The organism is Klebsiella sp. CN_Kp097 (genome assembly GCF_040064495.1).
Classification (GTDB): Bacteria; Pseudomonadota; Gammaproteobacteria; order Enterobacterales; family Enterobacteriaceae; genus Klebsiella; species Klebsiella aerogenes.
On the sequence record NZ_JBEAIL010000001.1, the window covers coordinates 32946 to 58493 of the forward strand.

Consider the following 25548-nt stretch of genomic DNA (forward strand, 5'->3'; position numbering starts at 1 on the left):
AATTCACTTTGTCATGTGGTCATGAAGATTAACAAACCACGTCCAGATACCGACGTGGAAATTTTTAAATACATCAATGCCTAACGCTGATTTCAACATATAGAGCGCCAGTAGGATCGACAGCAGGGCGAACACCACGCCAAGCGTAATCAGCAGCGTCGCGAAGATGCGTCCGAACAGAGTGCTTTCGCGCGAAACTTTGCGCAGATCCCGACCAAAAAGAAATACCACGAAATAGCGGCGATGCAGGAAGGGAAAGCTGTGGCGAAAATCGATGCGATGGCGTGACGCCAGGTTGGCGCGCACCAACGCCTGCTCGATTCCCCGTTTCTGCTCCGCGGTTAATGAGGTTTCAACCTCCTGGTCAAGCGCGGCATAGAAGCGCTCGACCACCAGTTCTGCTGTAGATTTCGGCACGAGTAACCTGCTTACGTTAAGCGCTGATAGACTTGCGCGGTTTGCGCGGCGATTTCCGGCCAGCGGTACTTCGGCATAAACTGGCTGTAATCCGCTTTTTCTCCTGCGACCCATTGTTGCAGTTTCTGCGTCAGAGCCGGAACGTTGCCGACGGGAAAGTAGTCCGCTGGCGGCAGGCCAATTTCAAGGTTGGCCGGAATGTCGCTGACCACCACCGGCAGTGACCACGACATGGCCTCCAGCAGCGCGATCGGCAATCCTTCATGATAAGAGGGCAGCACGAATAGCCCGGCCTGCGAGAACAGCGTATGCAGCGGCGCGCCGCTGATAAAGCCGGTGAGGATGACGTTTGGCGTGGCGGTCGCCTGTTGCTTCAGGCGCTCGCTATATTCATCGGCGTGGTCGGCATCGCCAATGAGCACCAGCGGTACCGAACACCCGGCGGCGGCATAGGCGGCAACGAGATCGTGCAGCCCTTTCTCTTCGACAAAACGGGCCACGGCAACGATATACTGGCCCGGTTTTAGACCGTATTTATCGAGGATCTCCGCCTGCCGATCCGCAGGAGGCAGGTCGGCCTGACGCACGCCGTTGTAGATAACATGGGCGTTATGGCGGCCATGCTTGTGCTTAATCAGATTATTGATGACCTCGGAAATGACGATCACTTCATTGGCGTATTTCACCGCCCATTTTTCGCCAAGGCGCAGCATCTCTTTGGCCATCCGGCCCCATTTCTGCCGATCGTAATCCGGGCCATGATGGGTAAAGACGACGCGTTTTCCCAGCAGACGCAGCAACGGCACCACCAGGCCGGGGCCGACGGCGTGAACGTGAACCACGTTGGAGCCGTCGAATAAGGTACTGAACGCCGCCAGCGCCGAGTGAATAATAGCCTCGAATTTACGGCTTTTCGGCGCCCACAGACTCTTGAGTTTAACGCCCTGATATTCGCTGCGTCGGTAGTTCACATAGGGCGAGCGGGCGATCACGCAGACTTCCGCGCTGCCCTGGCGATAGATTTCCGGGTATAAATTCTGGCAGTGAGTTTCGACGCCGCCCTGCACATCGGGGATCCCGCGCGTGCCTAATACCGTGACGTTGATGGTCATTTTTTCTCCCCGACAAGTTGTTCATAAAGCGCCTGCAGCACCTGCATGTGGCGGGCGAGATCGTATTTTTCTTCCAGCCGCTGGCGGGCGTTAATTCCCATATTGCGGGCCAGCTCAGGGTCTGCAGCCAGTTTGTCCATCAGTTGCGCCAGCGCGTCGCTATTGCCGGGTTCAACCAGATAGCCGTCGACGCCGTCACGGATCTGTTCCGGGATACCGCCAATATTGCCGCCGATCACCGGGCGGCCAAAAGCCATGGCTTCGAGCACCGACATGGAGCAGTTTTCATAATATTCAGAGGGGACGACTACCGCTCGGGCCCCGCGAATAAGGTTATTCAGCTCCTCGCCGTGTTTCATATAGCCGAGGAACTGCGGGCCGTTGAAGCGCGCGCGCAGGTCTGCGCCCAATGGGCCATCGCCGACAATCTTAAGCGGCATCGCCTCCTGCATTTTTTGCTGCGCCTGCGCCAGAGTCGGTACGCCTTTTTCCCGGCTCAGACGGCCAATATAGAGAAAATAGTCGCCCGCAGTTTCGCCGGGGACGGTGCTATTGGCATCAATACCGTTGACGATCACTTCAATGCGGGCGTCGGGCAGCTTACGCAGCAGGGTCTGGCGCATAAACTCGCTTGGGGCGATGATACAGTCGAGCATGGCGTAATTTTTGGCGAACTTCTGCCAGTAGGCCTCCAACGATAGCAGCAGACTTTTGAAAGTATCGCCCTGCTGGCAGCGGTGACGAAAAGCGTTGATCACTGACCCGGTCAGACACTCTTCGCAGACATGACCATCGCGCAACATGGTGTACGAAGGACAGACGATTTTGTAATCGTGGGCGGTGAGTACCGTTTTGCAGCCAAAGCGTTTCGCCACGCCGATAACGGCAGGCGTAAGCTGATGATAGATATTATGAAAATGAACAATATCCGGCCGCTCGCGCAACAAAAGCGTGTTGAGCTTCGCGCAGGCCTCGGCATTATAAATAAAGTCCACCCCGGCTTTGATTTTGCTCATCAGGCCGTGGCTGTCGTGGTAATCGACGTTATGGACGAAAAATTCCTCCCACGGCGACGGTTTATTTTCCGCGTGCAGCATGCTGAAGTCGACCACCTGGTAGCCGGCTTGCAGCATCGCGTCGCGCTCCTGAAAATAAACGGTTTCCGCGCCGCCTTTGATAAAGAAGAATTTGTTAACGAAGAGAATTTTCATTTTCAGTATCAATATGCTGTGGATTCGAGACGGTCACCGCCGGGCGTTTCATCGGATCGCGCACTGAATTAATCACCCCGCGCAGCAGCCCCGCTGAAAATAGCGATAAGTTAATCGCGCTCTGCACGCCATCGCGCAGCGATTTATTTTTAATGGCCTTCAGAGCGATAAACGCCAGCAGCGGCAGCAGGGCAATGGCGATAACCTTGCCATTGAAGGTCAGTAGACAAATCAGTAAAACCAGCAGATAGAGGGTGAAGAGCAGCTCATTACGTACAATCCGCAGCGCCGCCGGGAAATGGGCTTTACCCCAGCAGTTTCGGAGCAACTCGCCCGGCGCCCACAGAAAGCCGTTCTTCCAACGGTAGGCCAGCATTTTAAAGGTTGGCATGGTGTAAGAAGCGTGGCTAAAGTAGGGTGCCGCCAGGCGATGCAGTTTGTAACCTGCTGCTTGTAAACGAATGCCCAGCTCCGCTTCTTCGTAGCCGTGCAGGTTGAGGTTGGTCAGATAGCCGATTTTCGCGATCGCTTCACGACGATACAGGCCGCCGCCGCCCAGATGATCGGTGTCGCCCTGTGGATAGATCAGATGCAGGCGCTGCTTGCGCGATTTGAACTCATAGTTAGAGGCATCATCCATCTCGACGCTGCCGGCGACTCCCGCGTACTCCGGATGCGTTTCCAGGAATTCGACCGCGGTATCCAGAAAGCCCGGCTCCAGCTCCATATCGCCATCCAGCAGCAGCAGATAATCGCCTTCGCTATACAGCCAGCCCAGCTGGTGGCCGATACCGCAGCAGCGGTCGGCGGCGTTATCCAGACACACCACCATCGCGCCTTTCGCGATAGCCAGTTCGCGGGTGTTATCCGTTGATAAGCTGTCGGCGACGATGATTTGATGCGGGTACGGTTGCAGCTGTTTGCGCACGCTATCGATCGTTTTCTCGATGCCCTGCGCTTCGTTCAGGGTCTTGATGCTGACGGTAATGGATGGCGTTTTATTCATAGTGGGTACCGGAGTTAAGACGGACAGCGCGGTGGATGACAATCAGCGCCCCAAGGGATAACCATAATAAAAACTGTAGCATGGGAATGATCATCAGGATCTGGCTGTAGGGCAGGCTGAGCAGACAGCCGATAACAAAAACGTAGAACGCCGGCGCCGCGCTAAGGAGTTGCAGATCCTCAAGCTTGAGATCGTGGCGCGAAAAGGTCTCTTTCGGCCGCATGGCGACCAGGATTGAGGCGATGGTGCCAATGAACAGAATGATGCCGATAATCCCCACTTCCCACAGCAGCATGCTTAAGGCGGTGGAATCGAGGATCAGGTGATACCAGACGCCGATATAGCCTGGCGAGACGGTACTGCCGCTGTTGGTGGCGTTAAGACCGTAACCAAACAGCATGCCGCCAGGACCAAATAGTTCGTTATGCTGCAGCCAGAAGAAGAGGGTGGTAAAACGCCCCAGTTCGCCGCTGGGCATAATGTAGTTAGTATCAAAAATATAGCCCAGTGAATCGATAAACACCGACAGCGCGCTTTTGGTCGGGTCGCCGCCGAAGGCCGAGGAATAGTTGGAGGCCAACACGGTAATGGCGACAAAAATTAATAGCGCCATGCCGGCGGCGATGATCAGCAGCGATCGCAGGCTAACTTTACTCACGCCGCTCACGTAGCCGGGCAGGATCCACAGCAGGGCCAGCAGGAACGGTGACAGCAGAATGACGAATTTTACTTCCCCCACCACGCAGAGGAAGAAACCCAGCGCGATGTGGATCACCAGCGATTTAAATGAGCAGATGCCGTGCTTAAACTCTGACACTTTCATGAGCATGATCAGCAGACAGAACATCCCCATCGCCGCGGTGTTGCCGCCGCCCATCGGGTCGCCGCCGAAAGTGCCGACCACCGAGTCCCATTTCTCATCTTCGCCGCGAAATGCCACCCGTTTAGGCACCACGAAAATCACCTGATAGATAGCGACCGGGATCTGCACATAGTAGATCCAGTAGAAAAGCCGCGTCAGACGGTACAGCTGTGATTCACTAAACATCCCCAGCAGCATGCAAAACATCAGCAGCGAGAGCGCCAGCTCGTTTTTAAAGCCGACGATGGCGGTGACGACCCCTGACTGTAGTACCGTTGAGACCAGTCCGAGTACGATAAAGGTCAGATACAGCGCCAGTATTAGCTTTTCCCGCCCGGTGAGCGCCAGCGGCTGCGGGCGGCTCTGCATCAGGAGCAGCACCGCCATCACCAGCACCAGAAAAAATGGCAGCCACAGCACGGCCGCGATACCGGTGAAATACTGGACCGTACCGCAGAACACCAGCGTCATCAGGGCATAGGCTTCGAGATAGCGGCCGGTGTTTAGCTGCATATTTTCTGCTCCTGCAGCGAAAGCGTTTTCGCCCGCTGATTCATTTTGAGCAAAATGAACAAGTAACGCGCGAAGGTCAGGAACGAGAAGGCCAGCAGGGCGATTTCATAACTGACGCCAAAGTACGGCAAGGCGATGAAGGCGATGACGATAATCAGCAACTGCTCAATCTGAATACGCAAAAAGTAGCGCCGGGAGCCGAAGATCAGTTCGATCACCGTCAGCGGGCTGACCGCCAGCGCGGCGAACAGATAAGGCAGCATGTAGCGCGAGGTGGGGATCGAATTCAGCCACTCCTCGCTAAAGCCAAGGCGCATCACCAGTGGATAGAAAATCCAGATACCAAGGATGCAAACCGCGGCGGCGCCCAGCAGCAGCAGGCGAACTTTTTTATATTCCGGATAGTTAAAGGTGCGGTTACGAAAATCCATCGACCATTTAGAAAAGATGGAGTTGCGCACGGCGTTACCGATAATCATCACCGGCGACAGGCAGAAACGGCTGACCACCGAAAAGTAGCCGGCGACCAGCGGCGAGAACCAGATGTTAATCAGCATCGTCGGCAGGTTATTACTGGCCATCGCCAGTACCTCGGCGCTGCCGACGCGGCTGATATGCTGCCAGTGCTCGCGTAAAAAACGTACATTCGTCGCAATCGAAAAGTGGCGCAACGTTAAGCTTTTGAAGTTAAACAGGCGAATCAGGCAGGCGACCAGCAGCAGCAGGATGCCGACCATCCACGCCAGATAAAACAGCGTTGGGTTGGGCATCACCAGCAGCGCAATAGCGACCACCAGCGACACCGCAATGCGCTGGAAGGTCAGGAAAGGATAGTTACCGCCGCGCAGGGAAAGGTTTTCCGCCACCAGCACCAGCGCATAGCCAAAGGTCAGCAAATAGAGAAACGCAATGTTAAGTTCGAAGATAAGCCCGGTGATGACCGCCCAGGGGAGGGCCATCAGCAGACTCTGCAGTAGGCAGAACACTACGTTTTGCCCAAGCTCGTGATCCTCCTGACGGGGGATTAGCAACTGCGAGGCAAAGGTACAGACCTGCGCGCCGATCAGTACATTGCTGTAGATCATCGCGTAATGGCCGACCTCCGCCATCCCATAGCGATGAGAGATAAGCCAGACCGAAAAGGCGCCGATCAGCTGCGAAAGCACCGATGAACTGGCGATGGATGAAATACTCTTAATCAGATTCATAGGCGCTATTTCGGAGCAATGAGTTCGTGCATCTGGCGCTCAAGCAGGCGTTTACCTTCCTGCGTTTCCAGGTGTTCTTCGCGCACCTGGTTAAGCACGCTCGCCACCCGGCTACTACCCGCGCTCTGCAGACGTTGTTCCGCTTTGCGGATCCGCGGAGCCTGCTCGCCGGCCTTCACCACCAGCAGAGTCATATCGCTTTGTGCCGCCAACAGCAGGCTATCCTGAGCCTGGTTCAGCGCCGGGGCGTCGATGATTAGCGTATCGTAAGTTTGATGCAACGTTGCCAGCTGCGCCGGCAGGCGTTCAGAGGTGAGCAACAGCAGCGAAGAGTCGTTGAGCTTGCCGCGGGGTATAAAGTCCAGTTGATCATCCAGTTTGACGACGGACTGCTCCGGCATGCACTCGCCGTTCAGCAATTGACTGAAGCCCTGTTTATGTTGCGGAAATTTCGCTGATAACCCCTGAGTCGCCAGGTAGTCGAGGTCAATCAGCAGCGTTTTACGCGATTTGCTGGCTGAGCAGGCCAGCAGTTCGGCAATATACGAACTGCCGGAACGGGATTGCACCGAAGTCACCAGGATGGTGGCGGGTTTATCGCGCTGATTGAGCAACGCCAGCCGCAGGCTGTGGATCATATCGGCGTAGAGCACGTTATGGAAAATCTGCTGCGCGTTTTCCAGATGCGCCAGTAGCGGAAATTCGCCGCTGGCCTCGAGGGAGGTTTTCGCTTTGAGCTCGCTGAGGCTATTCACCGTTTTATCCAGTGCGGTACTGACTATCAGGTACATGATATACAGCGCCAGCGCCATCAGGGTAATCATCACGATCAACAGGCCGCGCTGGGGTTTAGATGGACGATCCGGCGGTACGGCGGCGTCGTAAATGACTTCATCCGGTACCGAGAAGGTCTCCGATAATTTCTGTTCGTTAGCGCGCTGGTACAGTGATTTATAAAGCTCTTCGGTTTTATTCAGCGCGGTAGTCATGGTGTTGTACTGGTCGCGCTTGGCGCCGAGCGCCTGGAAATCGGCCTTCTGATCGTTGAGCATCTTTTGGTAGTGCTGCTCATCGTCGAGGGCGATTTGATATTGCTGGCGCAGGCCGTTAAACAGCTCGCCCAATACCTGGCCGAGCTGGGCATTCACCGCCTGCAGCTGCGCCTGGGCCTGCAGATATTTCGGATGCTGCGGGCCGTAGTGTTTGGCCGCTTCGGAAAGATTGCGCCGGGTCTGGATGAGCGCAATGCGTAAATCCTGCACCTGCGGATGGCCGGAGATTTCCGGCAGTGAGATAATCTGCTCTACCGGTTTACCCTGCTGGCGGCGGACCTTGTCCCATACCGTCTGCGCTTTCAGGCGGCGCTGGGTGGCGTCGGCCAGATGGTTAATCACAATCCCCAGCCGCTCGGTCTCATAACCATCCATGCTGCGGAAGGTTAGTAATCCGTTCTGCTTGAGGAAGTTATCGATGTCCGCCTTCTGCTGATCCATTTTGGTTTTCAGGTCGTCCATCATTTTTTCGTTCCAGCCCTGCGCCTGAAGCAAGGTGTTTTGCTTCTGCTGCAGGCTGTAATCGATGAAGGCCTGGGCGACGCCGTTGGCGATATCGGCGGCTTTCTGCGGTGATTTCGCTTCCATCGATACGGCAACCAGTTGGGTGGTGCGCACGCCGGAAATGGTCAGGCTTTTTTGCAGCGCCTGAATAGCATTATTAATACGCGCGGTTTCGTCGAGATTATCGCCGCCGTTAAATTCGCTATCCTGCTCCAGTTTTAATTTACGCACCGCGGCATCGAGCACTACTCGTGACCCCATTAACGCGTACTTGGTCTCGTAGTAATCGCTGCGCGTGGAATCGTAGTTTTCCAGTCGCGGCAGAGGAGAGACGTCCTGCGACTGCGCTTTGAACAGTACGGTAGCGGTCGCCGTGTAGCTGGAAGACATAAAGCGCGTCAGAATAAATGACGCCACGGCGGCGACAATTACCACCGCCAGGCACCAGATAAGCTTGTGCTTAATTTTGTTGAAATAAGGCGTGAAGTCGATAAAGCCTTCTTTCTTTTTCGCGTTTTCGACCAGTGAAATTGCCATATCAGAAGAAACTCATGCCAATAATGATGGTATCTCCTGCCTGCACGGCGGAGTCGGCGGCGACATTTTCCAGCAGCCTTCCGCCGCGGGCCTGTCGAATTTGAATATCATGACGATCGGCGCGGTCGGTGAAACCGCCGGCCAGGGCGATGGCTTTTTCCGCTGTTAAACCCGGCTCCCAGGCATAACCATCCGGTTTTTTCACTTCGCCGAGCAGATAAACTTTGCGGTATTCGGCGATGCTCACCGTGACCATCGGCGCCTGTAGGTAGTTACCGCGCAGTTTATCGGCGATTTCATTACTCACCTGTTCAGGCGTTTTGCCTTTTAACAGCAGCGATCCGATATAGGGGTAATCAATGCTGCCGCTATTATCGATTTTTACCCGCATCGTCAGATCCTGCTCCCCGGAGACCGCAATATTGACTTCATCGCCCTGGTCCAAAAGGTAGACGGCGTCCGGCGGCGTTTTAATGGTCTGCGGCGGCGTTGAACAGCCCGCCAGCAGTAGCGCCAGCAGCGGAAGCATCACCAGTGTCCTGTTTAAAAAGGTCATAGTTGTACCTGCGTCATAAAAATAATGGCCGAATCGTCGTAGCCCAGGGTGCGGTCAACCGCATGCGAGTAGTCCGGGCCAATATAAAAAGTGTCCGTATCTTTATTTGAGTGCATGGTGTTCCATTGCAGCTTCAGCTTAAAGTTAACCGATGGTCGGAAATCATAGTTAAAGGTCAGCGACAGCAGATTAGACTTATCTTTGCGCTTATTACTCTGATGCTTATAGTCTTCAGTGATATATGAATAATCGACCAGAGTTGAGAAACGATCCACCAGCCAGTGATGTTCATAGCCGACGCCGAAATTCGACACCAGGATATAGCCGCCGGAGTCGGTGGGGTCCTTGATGCGCTGGGAGCTGTGTAGGTTAACTTTCATTTGTTCCAGCGGTTTCCAGTCGGCGTTGATATCCCAGTTCAGGCCGTTAAAACCCTGTGAGTCCGGGTTATGGATAAAGTCTTTGTAGAGCCAGGCGACGTTACCGTTAATCTCCGTTTTACCCGACAGGCGATTCTTCATGCCGACCAGTAAATAATACTCATTGCTGTCTTTTAACGGATTCAGCTCGTAGCGGCGCTGGTTGGTGATAAAGCTATAGCGGTAGCGCAGCGTTTTGGCTTTCTGGTCAAACACTTCGGCCACCAGGCTGTTTTCATGCCACTCCTGATCGTGCATGTAATAGTTAAAGTCATCGCTGGCGTCTTTGATGCTGTCGAGGTCGCGAAAACGCAACTGTTTATGCAGTAGCGCGACTTCAACTTTACCGCGCCCTTCCGGCGCGCCGTAGCTGTAACGCAGCTCGCTGTTAAAGAAGCGGGTGCCGATCGGCTTGTTGATGCCAAACTCTTTAAACTGCTCGGGCAAAAAGCCTTCGGTGGTGTCGCGGCCGCGCTCTTCATGACCCAGCGTCTCATCGAGATCCAGCGACAGCCCGTGCATGCTGCCAAATCGCCATTTGCCGTTAAACATAAAAAAATGGTTATTGCGATTATCCGCGCTATCGTTGCCATAGTTGCGGTAATCGCCGGAATACATCAACAGGTAGCGGTCTTCATAACGTTCGCCGATAGCTTTGACGATAGGTTTAATATTCTGGTAGCTGGAACCGATTTTATTTTGGTCGTAGCGCTGCCAGGTCACGTTGTCATCGTAACCGATGTCATAACCCAACTGGCTCTCGAAATCGATGCCGGCAACCCCGGTATGCGGTTTTGCCTGCAGGTCGGCGTGTGCGTAAGGCACAGACAGCAAACCGGCCAGAACGGCGAACCTAGAACGCATTTTTGCCAACAAAGCCCCGGAAGAAAGTCAAAAAGACGATTTTGAGATCGAGGAACAGCGACCACGACTGGATGTAGGCCAGATCGTACTGAATTCGCTTTTCCATTTTGTCCAGCGTGTCGGTCTCGCCGCGGAAGCCGTTAATCTGCGCAAGCCCCGTGATCCCTGGTTTAACCTTATGGCGAATCATGTAGTTCTCCACCAGCACGCGATACTGCTCGTTATGCGCCACCGCGTGCGGGCGCGGGCCGACGATCGACATCCGCCCCTGAAGCACGTTGAAAAACTGCGGCAGTTCATCCAGTGAGGTTTTACGCAAAAAAGCGCCGAATTTGGTGATGCGTGGATCGTTGCGTGTCGCCTGAGTGACCACGGCGCTATTTTCCATGACCCGCATGGTTCTGAATTTCCAGACTTCTATTTGTTTACCGTTGAGGCCATAACGATTCTGTTTAAATAAAATCGGCCCCGGAGAGGTGAGCTTGATACCAATCGCCACAAACAGCATCGCCGGCAGGCTAATTAAGGTAAAGAAAGAACCGAGAATGATATCTTCAATACGCTTGATGATTGCCCCTTCGCCATCAAAAGGCGAAGTGAAGATACTGATAGTTTGCAGATTGCCGAACATGCGCAGCTGGGAAATATGTGAGCTGTAAGAGAACAGGTCCGGTACCAGGAATACATCGACGGTTGTGTCAGAGAATTCATTGAGAAATTGCTTAATGCGCTGCTGTGCAACCATGGGAAGCGCGATATAAATTTCATCAACGTCGCCTGTCTTCGCCAGAGCCAGCAGATCGCGCGAGTTGCCTTTTCTTTCGATACTCATCAGCCGGCTATCTCGCTGGTTGTTGCGGTCTTCAAAATAGCTGATGATGATACCGCGTTGTGAGTACTCTTTTTGTAAAGCCTGCTCGATGGCCAGGCCCGCGGGCGTAATACCGAGAATCGCGACCCGTAACACCGAGTTAAACAGATAATGGGCAGTGATTGCCCGTACCACGAAGACAATGAGAAATATAAATATTGAGCATTTCGCCAGACTGGCGGCCAGCGGAATAAAATTAACGACTGATTGCGTATTAATTAACCACTCGGCGACGACGAAAAATAAGAATGAAACAATACTGCTAAGGCACACGCTTAAAATAAGCGCTGCTGATTTTGTGAAATAGTGCCCTTTAAATTGCCCTGAATACAAATGAAAATACTCATTAATTCTTATAAATACTAATGAATAGATAATTCCAACGAGCGCGGAAGCGGTTGTGGGTTCAGTATAAAAATATTTTAAATAGATAAAAATCAAAACGTTGACGGTGAGAAAGTCCAGTAGTTTTATCAACTTGCTATAACGGGAATGATAAATTTTTATATTGTTATCTGCCATTTTTTGCTCGTTTAAAATGAGTTATTTAAACATCGTTATGCTATTTTTTTAAACTAACTGGAAAGCCTGATAATCATTCACATTTGCAATAAATGGTTATCAATCATCATTGTAGACTATGAGTTGAGTAGTGTCGACCAATCTCAGTTTAAAAATAAAACTGCTTTTTAATGTTCTTTATGAGACTTATTTAAGCGGTATAGAGGGGGATTAATACCGAAGTATTATTTGTTGATGAGCGTAAACGCAGAGAGGAATGCAAGGGACAGGGTTAATTGCAAGTGAAACAATCGGCGGCTGGAGAGTGAGAATTCTTAGCCCCCGGCCAACTCAAGATGCTGAGTCGCCGGGGCTCTGAAGGGGACCCGACTTTACTTGTACAGTTCCGCGCTCATCGTCACCTTATTCCCCATATGGGCGCTGGTGATTTTATAATCAGTCGCATTCAGCTCTTTCGCTTTTTTGGCAATCACCGCTTCAGCGGAGTCAAGGGTATTACCGGTTGCAGTCACGCTATGCGCGGAAGCGGTAAAGGCAAAAAGTGAAAGTGCAGCTGCGGAAAAAATAGTCGATACGGTTTTCATGTTCATAATCCTGTTAAGTTGTTTCGTTAACGTTGCCCGTTGCAACGTGATGGCGTAAAGGATATGTCCCGCCCGTTGTCTGAAAAAGAGGGCAACGGGCAATAGACTTTTCTTCTTTTGTTCATAAAAGGAATGGCCCGGCCATTCCTGGCAACAATCAGGCGCTAAAGTTATTTTTCAACGCCTGCAGGCCGTCGCGATAAATACCGCTGAACAGCGCTTCGGCATCCGCGTCGCTGACGTTAACCGGCGTGAAGCTGCCGGACCACTCAACGCGGGTGATATTGCTATCGGCAGTTGCCACTACCGCGATAGTGGAGAGGTAATCCACGACCGGGAACGGCGCCTGGATGATCGAGTAGCTATAGCTGCGCTGGCGGTTATCAAACGCTTCCAGACGTTCAATGACCGTGCCGCCATCGGATGTGGTCAGCGTACGCACGCGCCCCCCTTCGCTCACCACGCTTTTCGGGATGAACGGCAGCCAGTCGGGCAGCGAGTCAAAGCCGCCCATCAGTTGCCAGACCTGGTCGACAGATGCCGGGATTTCGATAGATACAGTGGTAGTAGCCATTTTATTTCTCTCTTTATTTCAGATAATTAGAATTACATTGCCAGGGTGTCGACGACGCCGCCATCGACGCGCAGCGCCGCGCCAGTGGTGGCCGACGAGAGCGGCGAGGCGAGATATACCGCCAGGTTCGCCACTTCGTCGACGTCCGCCGCCCGCTGGATAATCGAGCTTGGGCGTGCGGTCTTTACAAATTCATCAGCCTGCTCACGCGGGCTGCGGCCAGATTGCGTAGCGGCCTCCGCCAGCATCTCCTGCAAACCTTCAGTGAAGGTGGGGCCAGGTAGAATGGCGTTAACGGTGACGCCGGTACCAGCGAGCCGTTTCGCCAGTCCGTGGGAGACCGCGAGGTTGGCGCTTTTGGTCACGCCGTAATTGATCATGTCGGCAGGAATCGCGACGCCGGATTCCGAGGAGACGAAAATAATGCGTCCCCAGCCGTTATCGATCATCCCCTGCGCGTAGTGGCGCGACAGGCGCACGCCGGAAAGCACGTTGACGTTATAAAAGTGCAGCCACTCGCTATCCGGCACGCTAAAGAAATCTTTATCGTTAAAGATGCCGAGGTTGTTAACCACCACATCAGCATGCGGCTCGGCGGCGAGCAGGGCGCTGACGCCTTCTTCAGTGCTGAGGTCGGCGACCACTCCGCGCAGTTGCGCATCGGGGTATTCGGCATTAATCGCCGCTATGGCGGTATCAACACCGCGCCGTTGACGGCCGACGATGACCACGGTCGCGCCCGCCCTGGCAAGGCCTTTAGCGATGCCCAGTCCGATGCCGGAAGTGGAGCCGCTCACCACGGCGACTTTATGGGTTAGATCCAGTTTCATGTTGTCTCTCTTGTTTTAAGAGGGGCCCTGCGGCCCCGCTAAAATTAACGAATCGGCAGCGGCGCGTTATCAGCCACCAGATTCTGGCTGCGCATCTCATCCCAGAAAGCGGCTGGGATGGTCGCTTTCAGCGCGGCCAGATCTTCCGCCATACGGCCCGGACGGCTGGAGCCTGGGATTACGGCGGCCACCGCCGGATGAGCCAGGGCAAACTGCAGCGCAGCGGCTTTCACATCCACCTGATGACGGGCGGCAATGGCCTTGATCTGCGCCACCTGCTGGTGGATCGCCGCAGAGGCTTTCTGGTATTCGAAGTGTTCACCGCCGGCGAGAACGCCCGAGCTGTAAGGGCCGCCGACGACAATATCGACATTCTGTTCCAGCGCTTCCGGCATCAGGCGCTGCAGGGCGCGTTTGTGGTCCAGCAGCGAGTAGCGGCCAGCCAGCAGGAACGCATCAGGCTTCGGCTCGTCGAGCGCTAAGGTCAATTCGCAAGGTTCGACGCGGTTCACGCCCAGCCCCCATGCCTTTATTACGCCTTCTTCACGCAGGCGGGTCAGCGCGCGGAAGGCGCCGGTACGGGCGATGTTGAACTGCTCCAGCCAGCTGTCGCCGTAGAAATCTTGCGCCGGATCGTGGATCCATACGATGTCGAGATGGTCGGTTTTCAGCCGTTTTAAACTGTCTTCAATAGAACGCAGGGTGGCGTCGGCCGAGTAGTCGTTGAGGATTTTGTTCTTCAGGCCGTATTCGAAAAGACCGCCTTTCTCACCAAAATCACGCGTCGCCGGGTCTTCCATTTCATCAAGCATGATGCGGCCGACTTTGCTGCTCAGAACGAACTGGTCGCGAGGGTATTGCGAGAGCGCTTCGCCCATCCGGATTTCAGAAAGACCGGACCCGTACAGCGGTGCGGTATCGAAGTAACGAACGCCCAGATCCCAGGCGGCGGCGACGGTGGCGTGCGCCTCGTCTTCCGGGATGTTACGGAACATGTTACCCAGCGGCGCGCCGCCTAAACCAATGTTGCCTGGCAGAATATGTTTGATGCTCATCTAAGATGTCCTCGATATTGGGTTCCCGTCTGGGAAGGGTTCTGTGCGGGCGATTTGTGCTGTCGCCCTGTGACGGAGATCACAATACCTTGCGGTGTTATGACTTGATAGGACATAATTCGTCTGACTTAAGTCCTTTGAGGTCTCACATGATTGATTTACGCCAGTTGAAGTACTTTGTGGTGGTAGCGGAAGAGGAGCATGTTGGCCGTGCCGCCGAACGCTTACATATTTCGCAGTCGCCGCTCAGCCGCCAGATAGCCCAGCTGGAGGAGCGCCTTGGGCTCATGCTGTTTGAACGTAACCAGCAGCGTATTCGCCTGACGGCGGACGGGCAGACGTTTCTGGCCGAAACGCGCTCGTTGCTGACCCACGCCAACCGTCTCGAATCATTAGGTAAACGGCTGGGGCGCGGCGAAGATGGCGGGTTGTGTATCGGTTATATCGAAAACGCCATGCACTCGGGCGTGCTTTCTACCGCTCTGCGCACCCTGCGAACGTCGCGCCCGGACGTGCATATTGCGCTGTATAGCCAGCCGCCCGCCACGCAGATTGAGGGCCTGCGCCAGCGCAGCCTGGACTTCTCGCTGGTGGACATGCCGCCTTCGGCGGGCGAACAGGATCTGGAGTATACCCAGGTGCTTGATGACCGGATGCTGCTGGCTTTGCAGCAGAATCATCCGCTGGCCGCGGCGGAAAACTTGCAGCCAGCGCAGCTGGCCGATCAGCAGTGGATCGCGGTTATCCATAACGACGATGCCCATTCGCGCGATGATTTCGTCGCCGCCTGCGTGCGTGCGGGCTTTAATCCGGATATTCGTCTGGAAGCCGGAGAGCCATTAACGGCCCTGGGGCTGGTGGCGGCGGGACTGGGCGTGGCGCTGATCCAGCACAGCCTGCGGCATAACGCCCCTGAGGGGGTCGTGCTGCGGGAACTTCCATGGATGAGCTATTCGACCCAGCTGTGGGCGGTATGGCACAAAGCCAACCAGCGCCCGCTGGTGATGCACTTTCGCGAGGTGCTACGCGGCGAGAATAATTAGGAATATTCCTGGAATAGGGCGCGGCGGCAAGAAAATCCGCCGCGATCCCTGCCTGCGCAGGAAAATCATGTTACCGTCAAATATTGACCCTAAAATTATAAGACCTTCATGAAATTTCTATTATCTATCAGTTTATTAAGCTTCTTTCTTTCTCCGGCTTTCGCCGGCACAGCGGTAAAATTGTCCTGCTCTTTACGCAAAAATGTGACCATCTCGCGTTTCCATTACCAGCTATCGACCATGAAGTGGGGCGACCATTTCCAGGTGGCTTCCGGCATGCGTCAGGCGCAGACCAAAAATCATATTCCCTATCGGGTAACCAGCTTTCGCAACGGCGACGATCTGGTCTTTTTCCCGGACAGTCAGGAGTACTTTTTCTTCTACTCGGGAATGGCGACGCCGGACCGTTGCGTGGTGGAGGAACACTACGAGTATCCGGTCACACAACTGCCGTATTATAAAAAGCCCGCTGCCTGAATCAGGATTGCTGCGACAGCAGTTTGCCGGCCATCGCCTGTTGGATAATCGGGATGGGGGTAAGTAAGTGCTCGCGCATGAGCGCGCTGGCTAGCTCGGCATCTCGCGCCAGAATGGCTTCCAGCAGCGTCTGGTGCTGGACATGTTTATCTTCCAGCATTTCTACCGACAGCACCGTGGTGCGCAGCCAGATGAAGCGGTAGCGCGCCGCCAGATCGAACAGCCGTTCGCGCATCTGCAGTAAATACTGCGAACCACAGCCGGCGACAATGGCGGTATGAAACGCCTGATGGCGCTGATCCCATTCATCGAGTAAGCGCTCACTTGCTTCGCTGGATTCCAGCTTATTAAGCAGATGCGCGCGGGCCAGCAGCTCGGCTTCCCACTCATCGCCGCCGCGCTCAATGGCGAGGCGCACCAGCATGGCTTCCATATTGGCGCGGGCATCGAAAATATCGAGGAGTTCCGCCTCGGACATCGAGGCGACGCGATAGCCTTTTTGATTGACCACCGTCACCAGCCGCTCGGCCACCAGCTGCGAGAGCGCTTCCCGCAGCGGCCCGACGCCAAGCTCATAGCGCGACGTCAGCAGGCTCATACGCAGTTTTTCATCAGGCTGATAAACGCCGCGGATGATGTCGTTCTTCAACCAGCGGTATCCATCAATGGCCGTCGCTTGGGGAATGGCGGTCATAGTCTTGCTCCTGAATACATTTCCCGGCCTGCGCCGGGTACAGGGTTAACGCGTATTTTGTAGCGGCAGTTTTTGCCACAATAGCAGCTTTTTCCAGCGCGACATAATCGGCACCGTACAGATGATAGCGATCGCCAGCGCGCCGGTGGAAATGACCTCCAGCTGCTGCGCCGGACGGAACAGCATCACTACCAGTACGAAGGTGATAAAGGCGATAACCAGCCAGGTGAGCCACGGATAGAGCCACATCTTAAGGCGAATTTCACCGCCTTTCGCCAGCAGGATTTTGCGCATCCGCAACTGAGATACGGCAATGACCAGATAGACCAGCAGGGCGATGGCGCCGGAGCTATCGATGAGGAATTTAAATACCTTCGCCGGGGCATAGTAGTTCACCACTACGGTTAAGAAGGCCGCGCCGGTGGAGAGCAGCACCGCCACATACGGCGTTTTACTGCGGTTGGTTTTGCCCATTATGGCTGGCGCATCGCCGCGGCGGCTCAGGGAATAGAGCATTCGCGAAGCGGTATACAGCGCCGAGTTCAGGCAACTGGTCACCGACAGCAGGATCACCCCGTCCATAATCAGTTTGGCGTAGGGGATATGCAGTAACTCCAGTACCGAACGGTATGAACCGACGTTCTTCAGCCCCGGCATGTTCCACGGAATCAACGAGACGACCACGAAAATGGAGCACAGATAGAAGATAGAGATGCGCCAGATTACGGAATTTGTGGCGCGAACGATATGTTTATCCGGGGTATCCGATTCGGCGGCGGCAATGGTGACGATCTCCGCGCCCATAAATGAGAACATGGTAATAAGCATCGCGCTGAGCACCGCGCCGAAGCCGTTAGGCATAAAGCCGCCGTGATCCCACAGACGCGAAATCCCGCTCACTTCGGCATAGGGATAGAAGCCGGTGATGGCCACCGCGCCCAGCACGATAAAGGCCAGAATGGCGATAACTTTGCAGATAGCCAGCCAGAACTCGAATTCGCCGTAGTTTTTGACGCTCAGCAGATTACTGCCGGTGAGGGCAAGGGTGATGACCAGCGAGAATAGCCATACCGGTACGCCGGGGATCCACGAGTTGAGAATAATGGCGGCGATATTGGCTTCCAGGGGAATCACCAGGACCCAGAACCACCAGTACAACCAGCCGATGGTATAACCCGCCCAGCGGCCGATCGCTTTGTCGGCGTAGGTCGAAAAGGAGCCCGTATCCGGGGTGGCGACGGCCATTTCGGCCAGCATACGCATAATCATCACCACCAATAACCCGGCGAACAGGTAGGAGAGCAGCACCGCCGGGCCCGCTTCGGCAATGGCGACGCTGGAACCGACAAACAAACTTGCGCCGATAACGCCGGCAATAGATAACATGGTGACGTGGCGTGATTTCAGCCCGCCCCCTAAATCATGTGATTGCGACAGTTGCCCCATCATTAACCCCTTTTATTGTTTTTTGGCACCGTTTGTCGGATGGCGATTGCGCCCAATCCGACCGACAGGCAACCGGACGGGGCGCGTGAGCGTCGCCATCCGGTGCAGGAGTGTTAGCCTTGTTTAGCTTCGTTAAAACAGTCGGCGATAATCTTCAGTCCCTGCGCGATCTGCGCATCTTCGATAGTCAGCGGCACCAGAATACGCAGCACGTTGTAGTACGGCCCGCAGGAGAGCAGGATCAGGCCTTTATCCCGCGCGCGGGCGACGATATCCGCCGTCAGTTTGGCGTTGGGTTTGCTGTGATCGCCCTCTTCAAAGAGTTCAATGGCGATCATCGCCCCCAGGCCGCGGACGTCGCCGATTTCGCGATGTGTTTCGGCGATATTGAGCAGGCCTTTACGCAGCTTGTCGCCGAGCTGATTGGCTTTTTCCAACAGGTTTTCCTGTTCGAAAACCTTGAGTACCGCCAGCGCGGCGGCGCAGGCAATTGGGTTGCCGGCATAGGTGCCGCCCAATCCGCCCGGCGCGATGGCGTCCATGACTTCCGCCCGTCCGGTGACGCCCGCCAGCGGGAAACCGCCGGCGATGGATTTGGCAAAGGTGGTGATATCCGGCGCCACGCCCATCTGCTCCATCGCGAACAGCGTGCCGGTACGGCCCGCGCCGCTCTGGACTTCATCGGCGATCAGCATGATGCCGTGCTCGTCGCACAGCGCGCGCAGGCGCTGCATAAAGGCCGGGGAGGCGGCGTAGAAACCGCCTTCGCCCTGGACGGGTTCAATGACGATAGCGGCGATATCTTCCGGCGCGGCGTCATTTTTGAAGATGCGATGGATGCTGGCGATCGCGTCATCATCGCTGATGCCGTGTAGCGCGCACGGATAGAGCGCGCGATAGACGTGGCCCGGCATTAGCCCCATGCCCGCGGAGTAAGGGTTCACTTTACCGGTTAACGAGAGGGTGTAATGGGTACGGCCATGATAGGCACCGGTAAAGGCGATGGTCCCGCTACGCCCGGTCGCCGCGCGGGCGATTTTGACCGCGTTTTCCACCGCTTCCGAACCGGTGGTCACCAGCAGGGTTTTCTTGGCGAAATCGCCGGGCACTTTCTGGTTCATCATTTCGCACAGCTGCAGGTAGGGCTCGTAGGCCAGCACCTGGAAGCAGGTGTGGGTCAGCTTCTTCAACTGGCCTTCCACCGCGGCGATCACCTCAGGGTGCAGGTGGCCGGTGTTCAGCACCGCGATACCGCCGGCGAAATCGAGATATTCACGGCCTTCAACGTCCCATACCCGGCAGTTCTCCGCACGGTCGGCAAAGATAGGGTGAATTTGTCCGACGCCGCGCGGCACCGCGTCGCTACGGCGCTGCATTAACGCTTTATTGTTGGTCATGTCCTGCTCTCCTGTTAAAGGCCGATACACATATATTTGATTTCTAAATAATCTTCGATGCCGTACTTCGAACCTTCGCGGCCCAGACCGGAGGCTTTAATGCCGCCGAATGGCGCGACTTCGTTGGAAATAATGCCGGTATTGATGCCAACGATGCCGTACTCCAGCGCTTCGCCGACACGGAAGACGCGGCTCAGGTCGCGGGCGTAGAAATAGGCGGCGAGGCCGAATTCGGTATCGTTGGCCTGGGCAATGACATCGGCTTCATCTTTAAAGCGGAACAGCGGCGCCAGCGGGCCGAAGGTCTCTTCTTTCGCCACTTTGGCGCTGCTCGGGACGTTGACCAGGATGGTGGGCTGGAAGAAGTTGCCGCCCAGCGCGTGCGGTTTGCCGCCGGTGACGATGCGCGCGCCTTTCGCAAGGGCGTCGGCAATATGTTCTTCGACCTTAGCTACCGCTTTATCATCGATCAGCGGGCCGGTGGTGACCCCGTCCTGCAGGCCGTCGCCGATGCGCAGCTTTTCCACCGCCTGCTGCAGTTTCTCGGCGAAACGGTCATAGACGCCGTCCTGTACATACAGACGGTTGGCGCAGACGCAGGTCTGCCCGGCGTTGCGGAATTTCGACGCCAGCGCCCCTTCGACGGCTTTATCGAGGTCGGCGTCGTCAAAGACGATAAACGGCGCGTTGCCGCCGAGTTCTAACGACACTTTTTTGATGTCTTTCGCACACTGTTCCATCAGCTGGCGGCCAATTTCGGTCGAGCCGGTGAAGGAGAGCTTGCGTACCAGCGGGTTGCTGGTCAGTTCGTTGCCGACAGCCCCGGCAGAGCCGGTGACCACGTTAAATACCCCGGCGGGAATACCGGCGCGATTCGCCAGTTCGGCCAGCGCCAGCGCGGAAAACGGCGTCTGGCTCGCCGGTTTCAGAACCATAGTGCAGCCGGCGGCCAGCGCCGGGCCCGCTTTACGGGTGATCATCGCCGCCGGGAAGTTCCACGGGGTGATGGCGGCGGTAACGCCGATGGGCTGCTTGATGACGATCAGGCGCTTGTCGGCCTGATGGCCGGGAATGGTATCGCCGTAAATGCGCTTACCTTCTTCGGCGAACCACTCAATAAAGGAGGCGGCGTAGCTGATTTCGCCTTTGGCTTCCGCCAGCGGTTTCCCCTGTTCGAGGGTCATCAGACGGGCGAGATCGTCCTGGTTCTCCATCATCAGATCGAACCAGCGGCGCAGAAGCGTAGCGCGCTCTTTGGCGGTCAGGGCACGCCAGGCTGGCAGGGCGCGGTTGGCGGCTTCAATCGCTTCGCGGGTTTCGTCGGCGCCCATTTTCGGCACGCTACCCAGCTGCTGGCCGTTGGCGGGGTTGGTCACCGCAATCACGTCGCCGTTTTGCGCATCGCGCCACTGGCCATCAATTAGCGCCTGCTGGCGAAACAGAGTTGCATCTTTAAGTTGCATAATCGCTTCCTGTCTTAAGGGGTTAACGAATAAAAGCGGCGTGTAGTGTCTCCACGCTACGTGCCGCACGCAGCGTGCGTCCGGGATTGCTCTGGCTTGCCAGCAGGGTTTGCACCTTGCTGACGATGTGCGCGCCGATCGGGATAGCCGACGTGGCCGCCGGCGACGGCGCGTTACAGGTGTGGATGGAACGCGCGGTAGTAACAAAAAGGAAATCGTCGATCAGCTTGCCCTGCGGCGATACCGCCTGTGCCCGCACGCCGGCAGGCCACGGGCGCAAATCGCTTAATGTCAGGCTCGGGCAGTATTTCTGCACCAGCCGCAGATAGCCGCTTCTGCACAGCGAATTCTTCATTTCGCCAAGCCCGGAGCGCAGGTTGTTTTGCAGTACCCGGCGAATGCCGGGCGAGGTCAGGATCTCAAGGGTATCGGTCAGTGAGATATCGCGCTTGCGATAGCCTTCGCGCTTCAGCGCCAGCACCGCGTTAGGGCCGACGGTGACGCTACCGTCGATCATGCGGGTCAGGTGGACGCCGAGGAACGGCATCGCCGGATCGGGGATCGGATAGATCAGATGATTAACGATCTGGTTGTGCTGCGGCGCCAGTTGGAAATATTCGCCGCGGAACGGGCAGATGATAAAGCCGGGATCGACGCCGATCATTTTCACCAGCCGGTCGGCCATCAGCCCGGAGCAGGTAATCAGCGTCGATGCTTCATATTCACCGCCCTGGCGGGTGTGGACGACCACGCCGCTGGCGTGCTCTTTCAGGGCGCTGACTTCGGCATCGTAAACGATCGTTCCGCCTTTGGATTCGAAGATCTTCGCCATTGCCGCCGCTACTTCACGATAGCTGACAATGCCGCTCGAAGGAACGAAGATCCCGCCCAGTCCGCTGATGTTCGGCTCGCGTTCGCGCAGCTCGCTCGCGCTCAGCCATTCGCGTTGCAGGCCGTTAGCGGCGGTGCGATCCCACAGCGCGCGCATCCGCTCCATTTCCAGCGGCGAGGTGGCAACCAGCATCTTGCCGCAGACGTCGTAGCGAATCGCATTCTGCTCGCAAAAGGCTTTAGTGGCGCGGTTGCCGGCGAGGCAAAACTGCGCCTTGAGGCTGCCGGGAGTATAGTAAACGCCGGCGTGGATCACTCCGCTGTTGTGACCGGTCTGATGGCAGGCCGGACCGGACTCTTTTTCCAGCAGGGCAATGCGGGCGTCCGGGTAAATCTCAATTAACTGCATGGCGGTCGACATGCCGATAATGCCGCCGCCGATAATCACGAAATCATACATCCGCTCAATTCCTTCGCCTGAGAACCCTTATTGATGAGTCTGGTAATGATTCGTGGAATACGCAAAGTAGCCGCGCTGGCGCATCAGTTCGCGACGTAAATCCGGATGCGGTGTAAAGCGGTCGCGACCGTGCAGCCAGAACAGGTTGTTTATCAACAGGAATTTCCCCACCGGCACCGGTACGGAAAGAATGTTTTTACTGGTTTCCAGCGCATCGGAGAGGCGGCTCAGCCAGGTGCCTTCTTCGAAATCTTTCGGCTGCACAAACTGGTCGATATAGCGCATTACCGGTCGGCCCTGCTGGTCGACGTCGAAAACCGGATGGAAGACGTCTTTGCTGACGTTTTTGCTCGGCGGCGCGGCCCAGCGCATCGGACGGCGGGCCAGCGGATCGCGGAAGAATTCGTCGAGATGTTCCCAGTCATCGAGATGCAGCAGCAGTGAATTGCCGCCCTGCATGTTCTGTTCATCGATCTTCATCATCAGCACGTAGTCGGTAATTTCTTCGACATAGGTACCGTCATTGTGCAGCTCCATCACGCGGTGCGGCTGACGCAGATAGCTGTCTGAGTTATCGACGTTTTTCACCACGAAGCGGGCGTAATACTGGCCGCTCATGGCATCAAAGTTGGAGCGTCCGATCAAATGCGCCACGGCGGTCGCCAGTTTGACCATCTCATCGGCCTGAGCGACGTTGTCAATGCCGATACCGTTTATCAGCAGCGCGCCCTCCGCGCGATTGAGCAGCGTCTTGATCAGCAGCGGCTGCAGCTGGTTGCCGCACAGATCGTCGAGGATCTTGCCGACCTGAAAGCGCAAGAAAGATTTGTATTCCAGCGCCTGTACCGGCCACTGTGCGACTTGTTGAAGAAATTGTGCGGTCGTTTCGGCGGTGAAGGTCAGCTCCAGCAGACGCGGCGATTGCGCAGAGGGAGCGAAGGAAAAACCGGTGTAGCTGTGGGCCAAATCATCAGCATGAGGTTTTACGGCGGTCAGTGCATTCATCAGAATCATTCCTCGGGTAGAGTCAGAGAGTCGGGGTGATGCTCATTTCGTAGCCATAAATTAAAAATATCTACATTTTTGAAAAATGCGTATGAAATAGCCATATTGTTTAATTTTTGTGATCACTAGCAACAATAAGTTAACAATATGAGTGGCGAGGACAGACGAGGTGGGAAAGGAAAAATGCCAGAAAATGAATAAGTTGAAGAGAGGACGGACAGCCCGGATAGCGGAGGAGTGGATATCCGGGGAAAAGCGGGGTTATTTCTCGACGCTGGCCACTAAGGCTTCAATGGTTTGTTCCCGCCAGAGAAGCCCCTGCAGGGCAAACCACGGCATGTTTTCCAGCCACTGAAGATGGGCTTCGGTTTCAATACCTTCGACGATCACCTGATACTGATTCGCCTGAAAATAGTGCAGCAGCGAGTCCATCAGCTGCTGGCCGTTTTTCTTTTCCAGCAGGCTCCATAACAGGTTCTTGTCGGTCTTGATAAAACGAAAGGGTTGCGCCGTCAGGGCGGCGAACCCGGCGTAACCGGCGCCAAAATCATCCAGCCAGAAGGAGTATTTGTCCGTCAGGGCATCGATGGTCGGGGTGCGTTTCACCAGCGTGTTGGAAAATTCATTAACCTCAAAATGCAGGCAGCCGATGGTTTTCACACACTCGGCGATAAAATCATCATGCAGCATATGCAACGTCGACTCGTCGACGTTGAGCGTGACCATGACGTCGTTCTGGCGGAACCACTGCTGATGCTGCCTGACCAGCTCAATTTGTTCGAGCAGGATGCGGGCGCGCAGTGATTCCGATGCCTCACTGAAAAACCGTTCTATATCTTGCGGACTAGCAGGCTCGTGATGAGCAAACCGGGTCAAACATTCAACCGCGATCATTTTGCCTTCGCGGTTGAACATCGGCTGAAATACATAGCGTAACCCGGTCGGTTCGGTGTTGGTCAGCGGCATTTTGCTTCACTATTTAAAGGTAACGTCGATATTGGCCGTCGCATTAAAGGTGCCGATTTTGGGCTTAACGCTTAGCCATTTCAGGCTGGCCAAGAAGTTGCTTTCTACCACGCTGCCGTTAATCATGCCCAACTGCGTCGGGGTATTCATGGAAAGCCAGGTCGTCGGCGCATCGGCGCGCGAGAGCAGGATGCCAAAACCGCTATCGTTGGATGGCAGAATGGTGTTGGTGTCCTGGGTCGGCTGCTGGGTACTGAAGCTGGCCATTAAGGTCTGACCCTGGCAATCCTGGCCGGCGCCGGTCAGGTCGGCGCGGACGCTGAACGGAACCTGTTTCTCAATGGCGCCGACGACGGCATTGCGCGCCGGGATGCTGCCGAAGTTGACCGTTGAACCATTGTTCGCCGAGACGGTGATTTTCGGGTTGCAGGCGATAAAGCGAATATTACCAAGCCCGGTGACCCACGCGCGGAAGTTACTATTCGGGCGGCTGTTGAGGCCGCCAACGCCGTCAACCTGGAAGATAGCGTAGCGGTTGGTGTCGTTAATCACGCCGTTTGACGGCGGCGGATTGCCGGTGGCTTTAATATAAACCGAGTAGGTCACCGTGACGGTCTGCGGGGTCGCCGGAGACTGGCATGCACCGCCGGGACGGTTGCGGCGGCAGAGCGTACCTGGCCCGATATCCGTTTTCTGACCTTTTACCGGTTTAATATCGGTGCTGAGATAGGTTACGCCGACTTCCAGCGAGTTGTGGATATTCTGCATCCGGGTTTCCGGATCCCAGTACAGATACGCATCTTCACCATTGGGCATGTGATCCGTATCGGTACAGGTAAAGGTGGAGGTAAACGTCGGCGAACGCCACAGCAGGGTACCCGGCTTCAGGTTAGCGGTCGAAACGTTAATCTGATCGGTGAGCGCGATGGTCTGCGATACTTCGGTACCGTTCTTCTTACAGCTCAGCGCGAAGCTGCTGGTGGAGAACAGCGCGCTTGAGAGTACCAGCAGCGTCAGCCCGGTGCGGGATAAGAGGTTAAACTTCGACATAACTAATTGTCCTTTCATG

The 25548-nt window shown here is 55.5% G+C and carries 24 protein-coding genes; 2 read left to right on the plus strand and 22 right to left on the minus strand.

What is annotated here, in order from left to right; all coding sequences use genetic code 11:
- Positions 1–3: 3 nt before the first annotated feature.
- The 14 genes from ABLV07_RS00190 to ABLV07_RS00255 form a co-directional block, all read right to left on the minus strand.
- Positions 4–417, minus strand: a complete 414-nt coding sequence (locus ABLV07_RS00190; protein WP_015704480.1) for a hypothetical protein — start codon at positions 415–417, stop codon at positions 4–6.
- Positions 418–428: 11 nt separating this feature from the next.
- Positions 429–1529 carry a glycosyltransferase family 4 protein gene (locus ABLV07_RS00195; RefSeq protein WP_045361643.1) on the minus strand — a complete coding sequence of 367 codons (1101 nt, stop codon included), beginning with the start codon at positions 1527–1529 and terminating at the stop codon, positions 429–431.
- The gene (locus ABLV07_RS00200) at positions 1526–2740 is read right to left on the minus strand and encodes a glycosyltransferase family 4 protein (protein WP_015704482.1); all 1215 of its coding nucleotides are present in this window, start codon (positions 2738–2740) and stop codon (positions 1526–1528) included. Before ABLV07_RS00200 ends, ABLV07_RS00195 begins: the two co-directional genes overlap by 4 nt.
- Positions 2721–3746 carry a glycosyltransferase gene (locus ABLV07_RS00205; RefSeq protein WP_015704483.1) on the minus strand — a complete coding sequence of 342 codons (1026 nt, stop codon included), beginning with the start codon at positions 3744–3746 and terminating at the stop codon, positions 2721–2723. The genes ABLV07_RS00200 and ABLV07_RS00205 overlap by 20 nt, the downstream gene beginning before the upstream one ends.
- A complete protein-coding gene (locus tag ABLV07_RS00210; protein WP_020079551.1) occupies positions 3739–5121 on the minus strand; it encodes a hypothetical protein in 1383 nt (460 codons plus the stop codon). Before ABLV07_RS00210 ends, ABLV07_RS00205 begins: the two co-directional genes overlap by 8 nt.
- Entirely contained in the window at positions 5112–6329 is a 1218-nt protein-coding gene (locus tag ABLV07_RS00215; protein ID WP_015704485.1) for a capsular polysaccharide biosynthesis protein, read from the minus strand. Before ABLV07_RS00215 ends, ABLV07_RS00210 begins: the two co-directional genes overlap by 10 nt.
- A 5-nt stretch (positions 6330–6334) precedes the next feature.
- Positions 6335–8422, minus strand: coding sequence for a polysaccharide biosynthesis tyrosine autokinase (locus ABLV07_RS00220; protein WP_046884054.1), 2088 nt, complete (start codon positions 8420–8422; stop codon positions 6335–6337).
- A gap of 1 nt (position 8423) precedes the next feature.
- Entirely contained in the window at positions 8424–8978 is a 555-nt protein-coding gene (locus ABLV07_RS00225; RefSeq protein WP_032707499.1) for a polysaccharide biosynthesis/export family protein, read from the minus strand.
- The gene (locus ABLV07_RS00230) at positions 8975–10261 is read right to left on the minus strand and encodes an outer membrane beta-barrel protein (protein ID WP_046884053.1); all 1287 of its coding nucleotides are present in this window, start codon (positions 10259–10261) and stop codon (positions 8975–8977) included. Before ABLV07_RS00230 ends, ABLV07_RS00225 begins: the two co-directional genes overlap by 4 nt.
- Complete coding sequence (locus ABLV07_RS00235) at positions 10251–11654, minus strand: undecaprenyl-phosphate glucose phosphotransferase (RefSeq protein ID WP_015704489.1); 1404 nt, start codon at positions 11652–11654, stop codon at positions 10251–10253. The genes ABLV07_RS00230 and ABLV07_RS00235 overlap by 11 nt, the downstream gene beginning before the upstream one ends.
- 371 nt (positions 11655–12025) lie before the next feature.
- Entirely contained in the window at positions 12026–12238 is a 213-nt protein-coding gene (locus ABLV07_RS00240) for a DUF1471 domain-containing protein (RefSeq protein WP_015368055.1), read from the minus strand.
- 157 nt (positions 12239–12395) lie between these two features.
- Entirely contained in the window at positions 12396–12812 is a 417-nt protein-coding gene (locus tag ABLV07_RS00245) for an SRPBCC family protein (protein WP_015368056.1), read from the minus strand.
- Between the two features lie 32 nt (positions 12813–12844).
- Positions 12845–13642: an SDR family oxidoreductase gene (locus tag ABLV07_RS00250; protein ID WP_015704492.1), complete on the minus strand. Its 798-nt coding sequence runs from the start codon at positions 13640–13642 to the stop codon at positions 12845–12847.
- Between the two features lie 44 nt (positions 13643–13686).
- On the minus strand, positions 13687–14697 hold the full coding sequence (locus ABLV07_RS00255; protein WP_015704493.1) for an aldo/keto reductase: 1011 nt from the start codon (positions 14695–14697) through the stop codon (positions 13687–13689).
- Between the two features lie 149 nt (positions 14698–14846).
- Between ABLV07_RS00255 and ABLV07_RS00260 the strand changes: the two genes are divergently transcribed.
- Together ABLV07_RS00260 and ABLV07_RS00265 are read left to right on the plus strand one after the other, a co-directional pair.
- Positions 14847–15740 (plus strand): LysR substrate-binding domain-containing protein, encoded by an 894-nt coding sequence (locus ABLV07_RS00260; RefSeq protein ID WP_126027538.1) that lies wholly within the window; start codon positions 14847–14849, stop codon positions 15738–15740.
- 108 nt (positions 15741–15848) lie between these two features.
- Positions 15849–16217 carry a hypothetical protein gene (locus tag ABLV07_RS00265; protein WP_023325096.1) on the plus strand — a complete coding sequence of 123 codons (369 nt, stop codon included), beginning with the start codon at positions 15849–15851 and terminating at the stop codon, positions 16215–16217.
- 1 nt (position 16218) lies between these two features.
- On the opposite strand, the gene csiR is transcribed toward ABLV07_RS00265, so the two are convergent.
- The 8 genes from csiR to ABLV07_RS00305 form a co-directional block, all read right to left on the minus strand.
- A complete protein-coding gene (gene csiR / locus ABLV07_RS00270) occupies positions 16219–16911 on the minus strand; it encodes a DNA-binding transcriptional regulator CsiR (protein ID WP_032707503.1) in 693 nt (230 codons plus the stop codon).
- A 45-nt stretch (positions 16912–16956) separates the two neighbouring features.
- Complete coding sequence (gabP, locus tag ABLV07_RS00275; RefSeq protein ID WP_015704496.1) at positions 16957–18357, minus strand: GABA permease; 1401 nt, start codon at positions 18355–18357, stop codon at positions 16957–16959.
- Between the two features lie 113 nt (positions 18358–18470).
- Positions 18471–19754: a 4-aminobutyrate--2-oxoglutarate transaminase gene (gene gabT / locus ABLV07_RS00280; protein WP_063402249.1), complete on the minus strand. Its 1284-nt coding sequence runs from the start codon at positions 19752–19754 to the stop codon at positions 18471–18473.
- A 14-nt stretch (positions 19755–19768) separates the two neighbouring features.
- On the minus strand, positions 19769–21217 hold the full coding sequence (gene gabD, locus ABLV07_RS00285; RefSeq protein ID WP_015368063.1) for an NADP-dependent succinate-semialdehyde dehydrogenase: 1449 nt from the start codon (positions 21215–21217) through the stop codon (positions 19769–19771).
- 22 nt (positions 21218–21239) lie between these two features.
- Positions 21240–22508: an L-2-hydroxyglutarate oxidase gene (gene lhgO, locus ABLV07_RS00290; protein WP_032712685.1), complete on the minus strand. Its 1269-nt coding sequence runs from the start codon at positions 22506–22508 to the stop codon at positions 21240–21242.
- Between the two features lie 27 nt (positions 22509–22535).
- On the minus strand, positions 22536–23513 hold the full coding sequence (gene glaH / locus ABLV07_RS00295) for a glutarate dioxygenase GlaH (RefSeq protein WP_042893499.1): 978 nt from the start codon (positions 23511–23513) through the stop codon (positions 22536–22538).
- A gap of 261 nt (positions 23514–23774) precedes the next feature.
- The gene (locus ABLV07_RS00300) at positions 23775–24479 is read right to left on the minus strand and encodes an EAL domain-containing protein (protein WP_015704499.1); all 705 of its coding nucleotides are present in this window, start codon (positions 24477–24479) and stop codon (positions 23775–23777) included.
- 9 nt (positions 24480–24488) lie between these two features.
- Positions 24489–25529 (minus strand): fimbrial protein, encoded by a 1041-nt coding sequence (locus ABLV07_RS00305; protein WP_015368067.1) that lies wholly within the window; start codon positions 25527–25529, stop codon positions 24489–24491.
- Between the last annotated feature and the right edge of the window lie 19 nt (positions 25530–25548).

What these genes read in the sequence shown, in the direction of transcription:
- ABLV07_RS00195 (WP_045361643.1), bottom strand. Translation starts at nt 1,529, where the DNA reads ATGACCATCAACGTCACGGTATTAGGCACGCGCGGGATCCCCGATGTG.
- ABLV07_RS00210 (WP_020079551.1), bottom strand. Translation starts at nt 5,121, where the DNA reads ATGCAGCTAAACACCGGCCGCTATCTCGAAGCCTATGCCCTGATGACG.
- gabP (WP_015704496.1), bottom strand. Translation starts at nt 18,357, where the DNA reads ATGGGGCAACTGTCGCAATCACATGATTTAGGGGGCGGGCTGAAATCA.
- ABLV07_RS00245 (WP_015368056.1), bottom strand. Translation starts at nt 12,812, where the DNA reads ATGGCTACTACCACTGTATCTATCGAAATCCCGGCATCTGTCGACCAG.
- glaH (WP_042893499.1), bottom strand. Translation starts at nt 23,513, where the DNA reads ATGAATGCACTGACCGCCGTAAAACCTCATGCTGATGATTTGGCCCAC.
- ABLV07_RS00225 (WP_032707499.1), bottom strand. Translation starts at nt 8,978, where the DNA reads ATGACCTTTTTAAACAGGACACTGGTGATGCTTCCGCTGCTGGCGCTA.
- ABLV07_RS00235 (WP_015704489.1), bottom strand. Translation starts at nt 11,654, where the DNA reads ATGGCAGATAACAATATAAAAATTTATCATTCCCGTTATAGCAAGTTG.
- gabT (WP_063402249.1), bottom strand. Translation starts at nt 19,754, where the DNA reads ATGACCAACAATAAAGCGTTAATGCAGCGCCGTAGCGACGCGGTGCCG.
- ABLV07_RS00265 (WP_023325096.1), top strand. Translation starts at nt 15,849, where the DNA reads ATGAAATTTCTATTATCTATCAGTTTATTAAGCTTCTTTCTTTCTCCG.
- ABLV07_RS00205 (WP_015704483.1), bottom strand. Translation starts at nt 3,746, where the DNA reads ATGAATAAAACGCCATCCATTACCGTCAGCATCAAGACCCTGAACGAA.
- ABLV07_RS00250 (WP_015704492.1), bottom strand. Translation starts at nt 13,642, where the DNA reads ATGAAACTGGATCTAACCCATAAAGTCGCCGTGGTGAGCGGCTCCACT.
- csiR (WP_032707503.1), bottom strand. Translation starts at nt 16,911, where the DNA reads ATGACCGCCATTCCCCAAGCGACGGCCATTGATGGATACCGCTGGTTG.
- ABLV07_RS00255 (WP_015704493.1), bottom strand. Translation starts at nt 14,697, where the DNA reads ATGAGCATCAAACATATTCTGCCAGGCAACATTGGTTTAGGCGGCGCG.
- gabD (WP_015368063.1), bottom strand. Translation starts at nt 21,217, where the DNA reads ATGCAACTTAAAGATGCAACTCTGTTTCGCCAGCAGGCGCTAATTGAT.
- ABLV07_RS00220 (WP_046884054.1), bottom strand. Translation starts at nt 8,422, where the DNA reads ATGGCAATTTCACTGGTCGAAAACGCGAAAAAGAAAGAAGGCTTTATC.
- ABLV07_RS00260 (WP_126027538.1), top strand. Translation starts at nt 14,847, where the DNA reads ATGATTGATTTACGCCAGTTGAAGTACTTTGTGGTGGTAGCGGAAGAG.
- ABLV07_RS00230 (WP_046884053.1), bottom strand. Translation starts at nt 10,261, where the DNA reads ATGCGTTCTAGGTTCGCCGTTCTGGCCGGTTTGCTGTCTGTGCCTTAC.
- ABLV07_RS00305 (WP_015368067.1), bottom strand. Translation starts at nt 25,529, where the DNA reads ATGTCGAAGTTTAACCTCTTATCCCGCACCGGGCTGACGCTGCTGGTA.
- ABLV07_RS00300 (WP_015704499.1), bottom strand. Translation starts at nt 24,479, where the DNA reads ATGCCGCTGACCAACACCGAACCGACCGGGTTACGCTATGTATTTCAG.
- lhgO (WP_032712685.1), bottom strand. Translation starts at nt 22,508, where the DNA reads ATGTATGATTTCGTGATTATCGGCGGCGGCATTATCGGCATGTCGACC.
- ABLV07_RS00240 (WP_015368055.1), bottom strand. Translation starts at nt 12,238, where the DNA reads ATGAAAACCGTATCGACTATTTTTTCCGCAGCTGCACTTTCACTTTTT.
- ABLV07_RS00215 (WP_015704485.1), bottom strand. Translation starts at nt 6,329, where the DNA reads ATGAATCTGATTAAGAGTATTTCATCCATCGCCAGTTCATCGGTGCTT.
- ABLV07_RS00200 (WP_015704482.1), bottom strand. Translation starts at nt 2,740, where the DNA reads ATGAAAATTCTCTTCGTTAACAAATTCTTCTTTATCAAAGGCGGCGCG.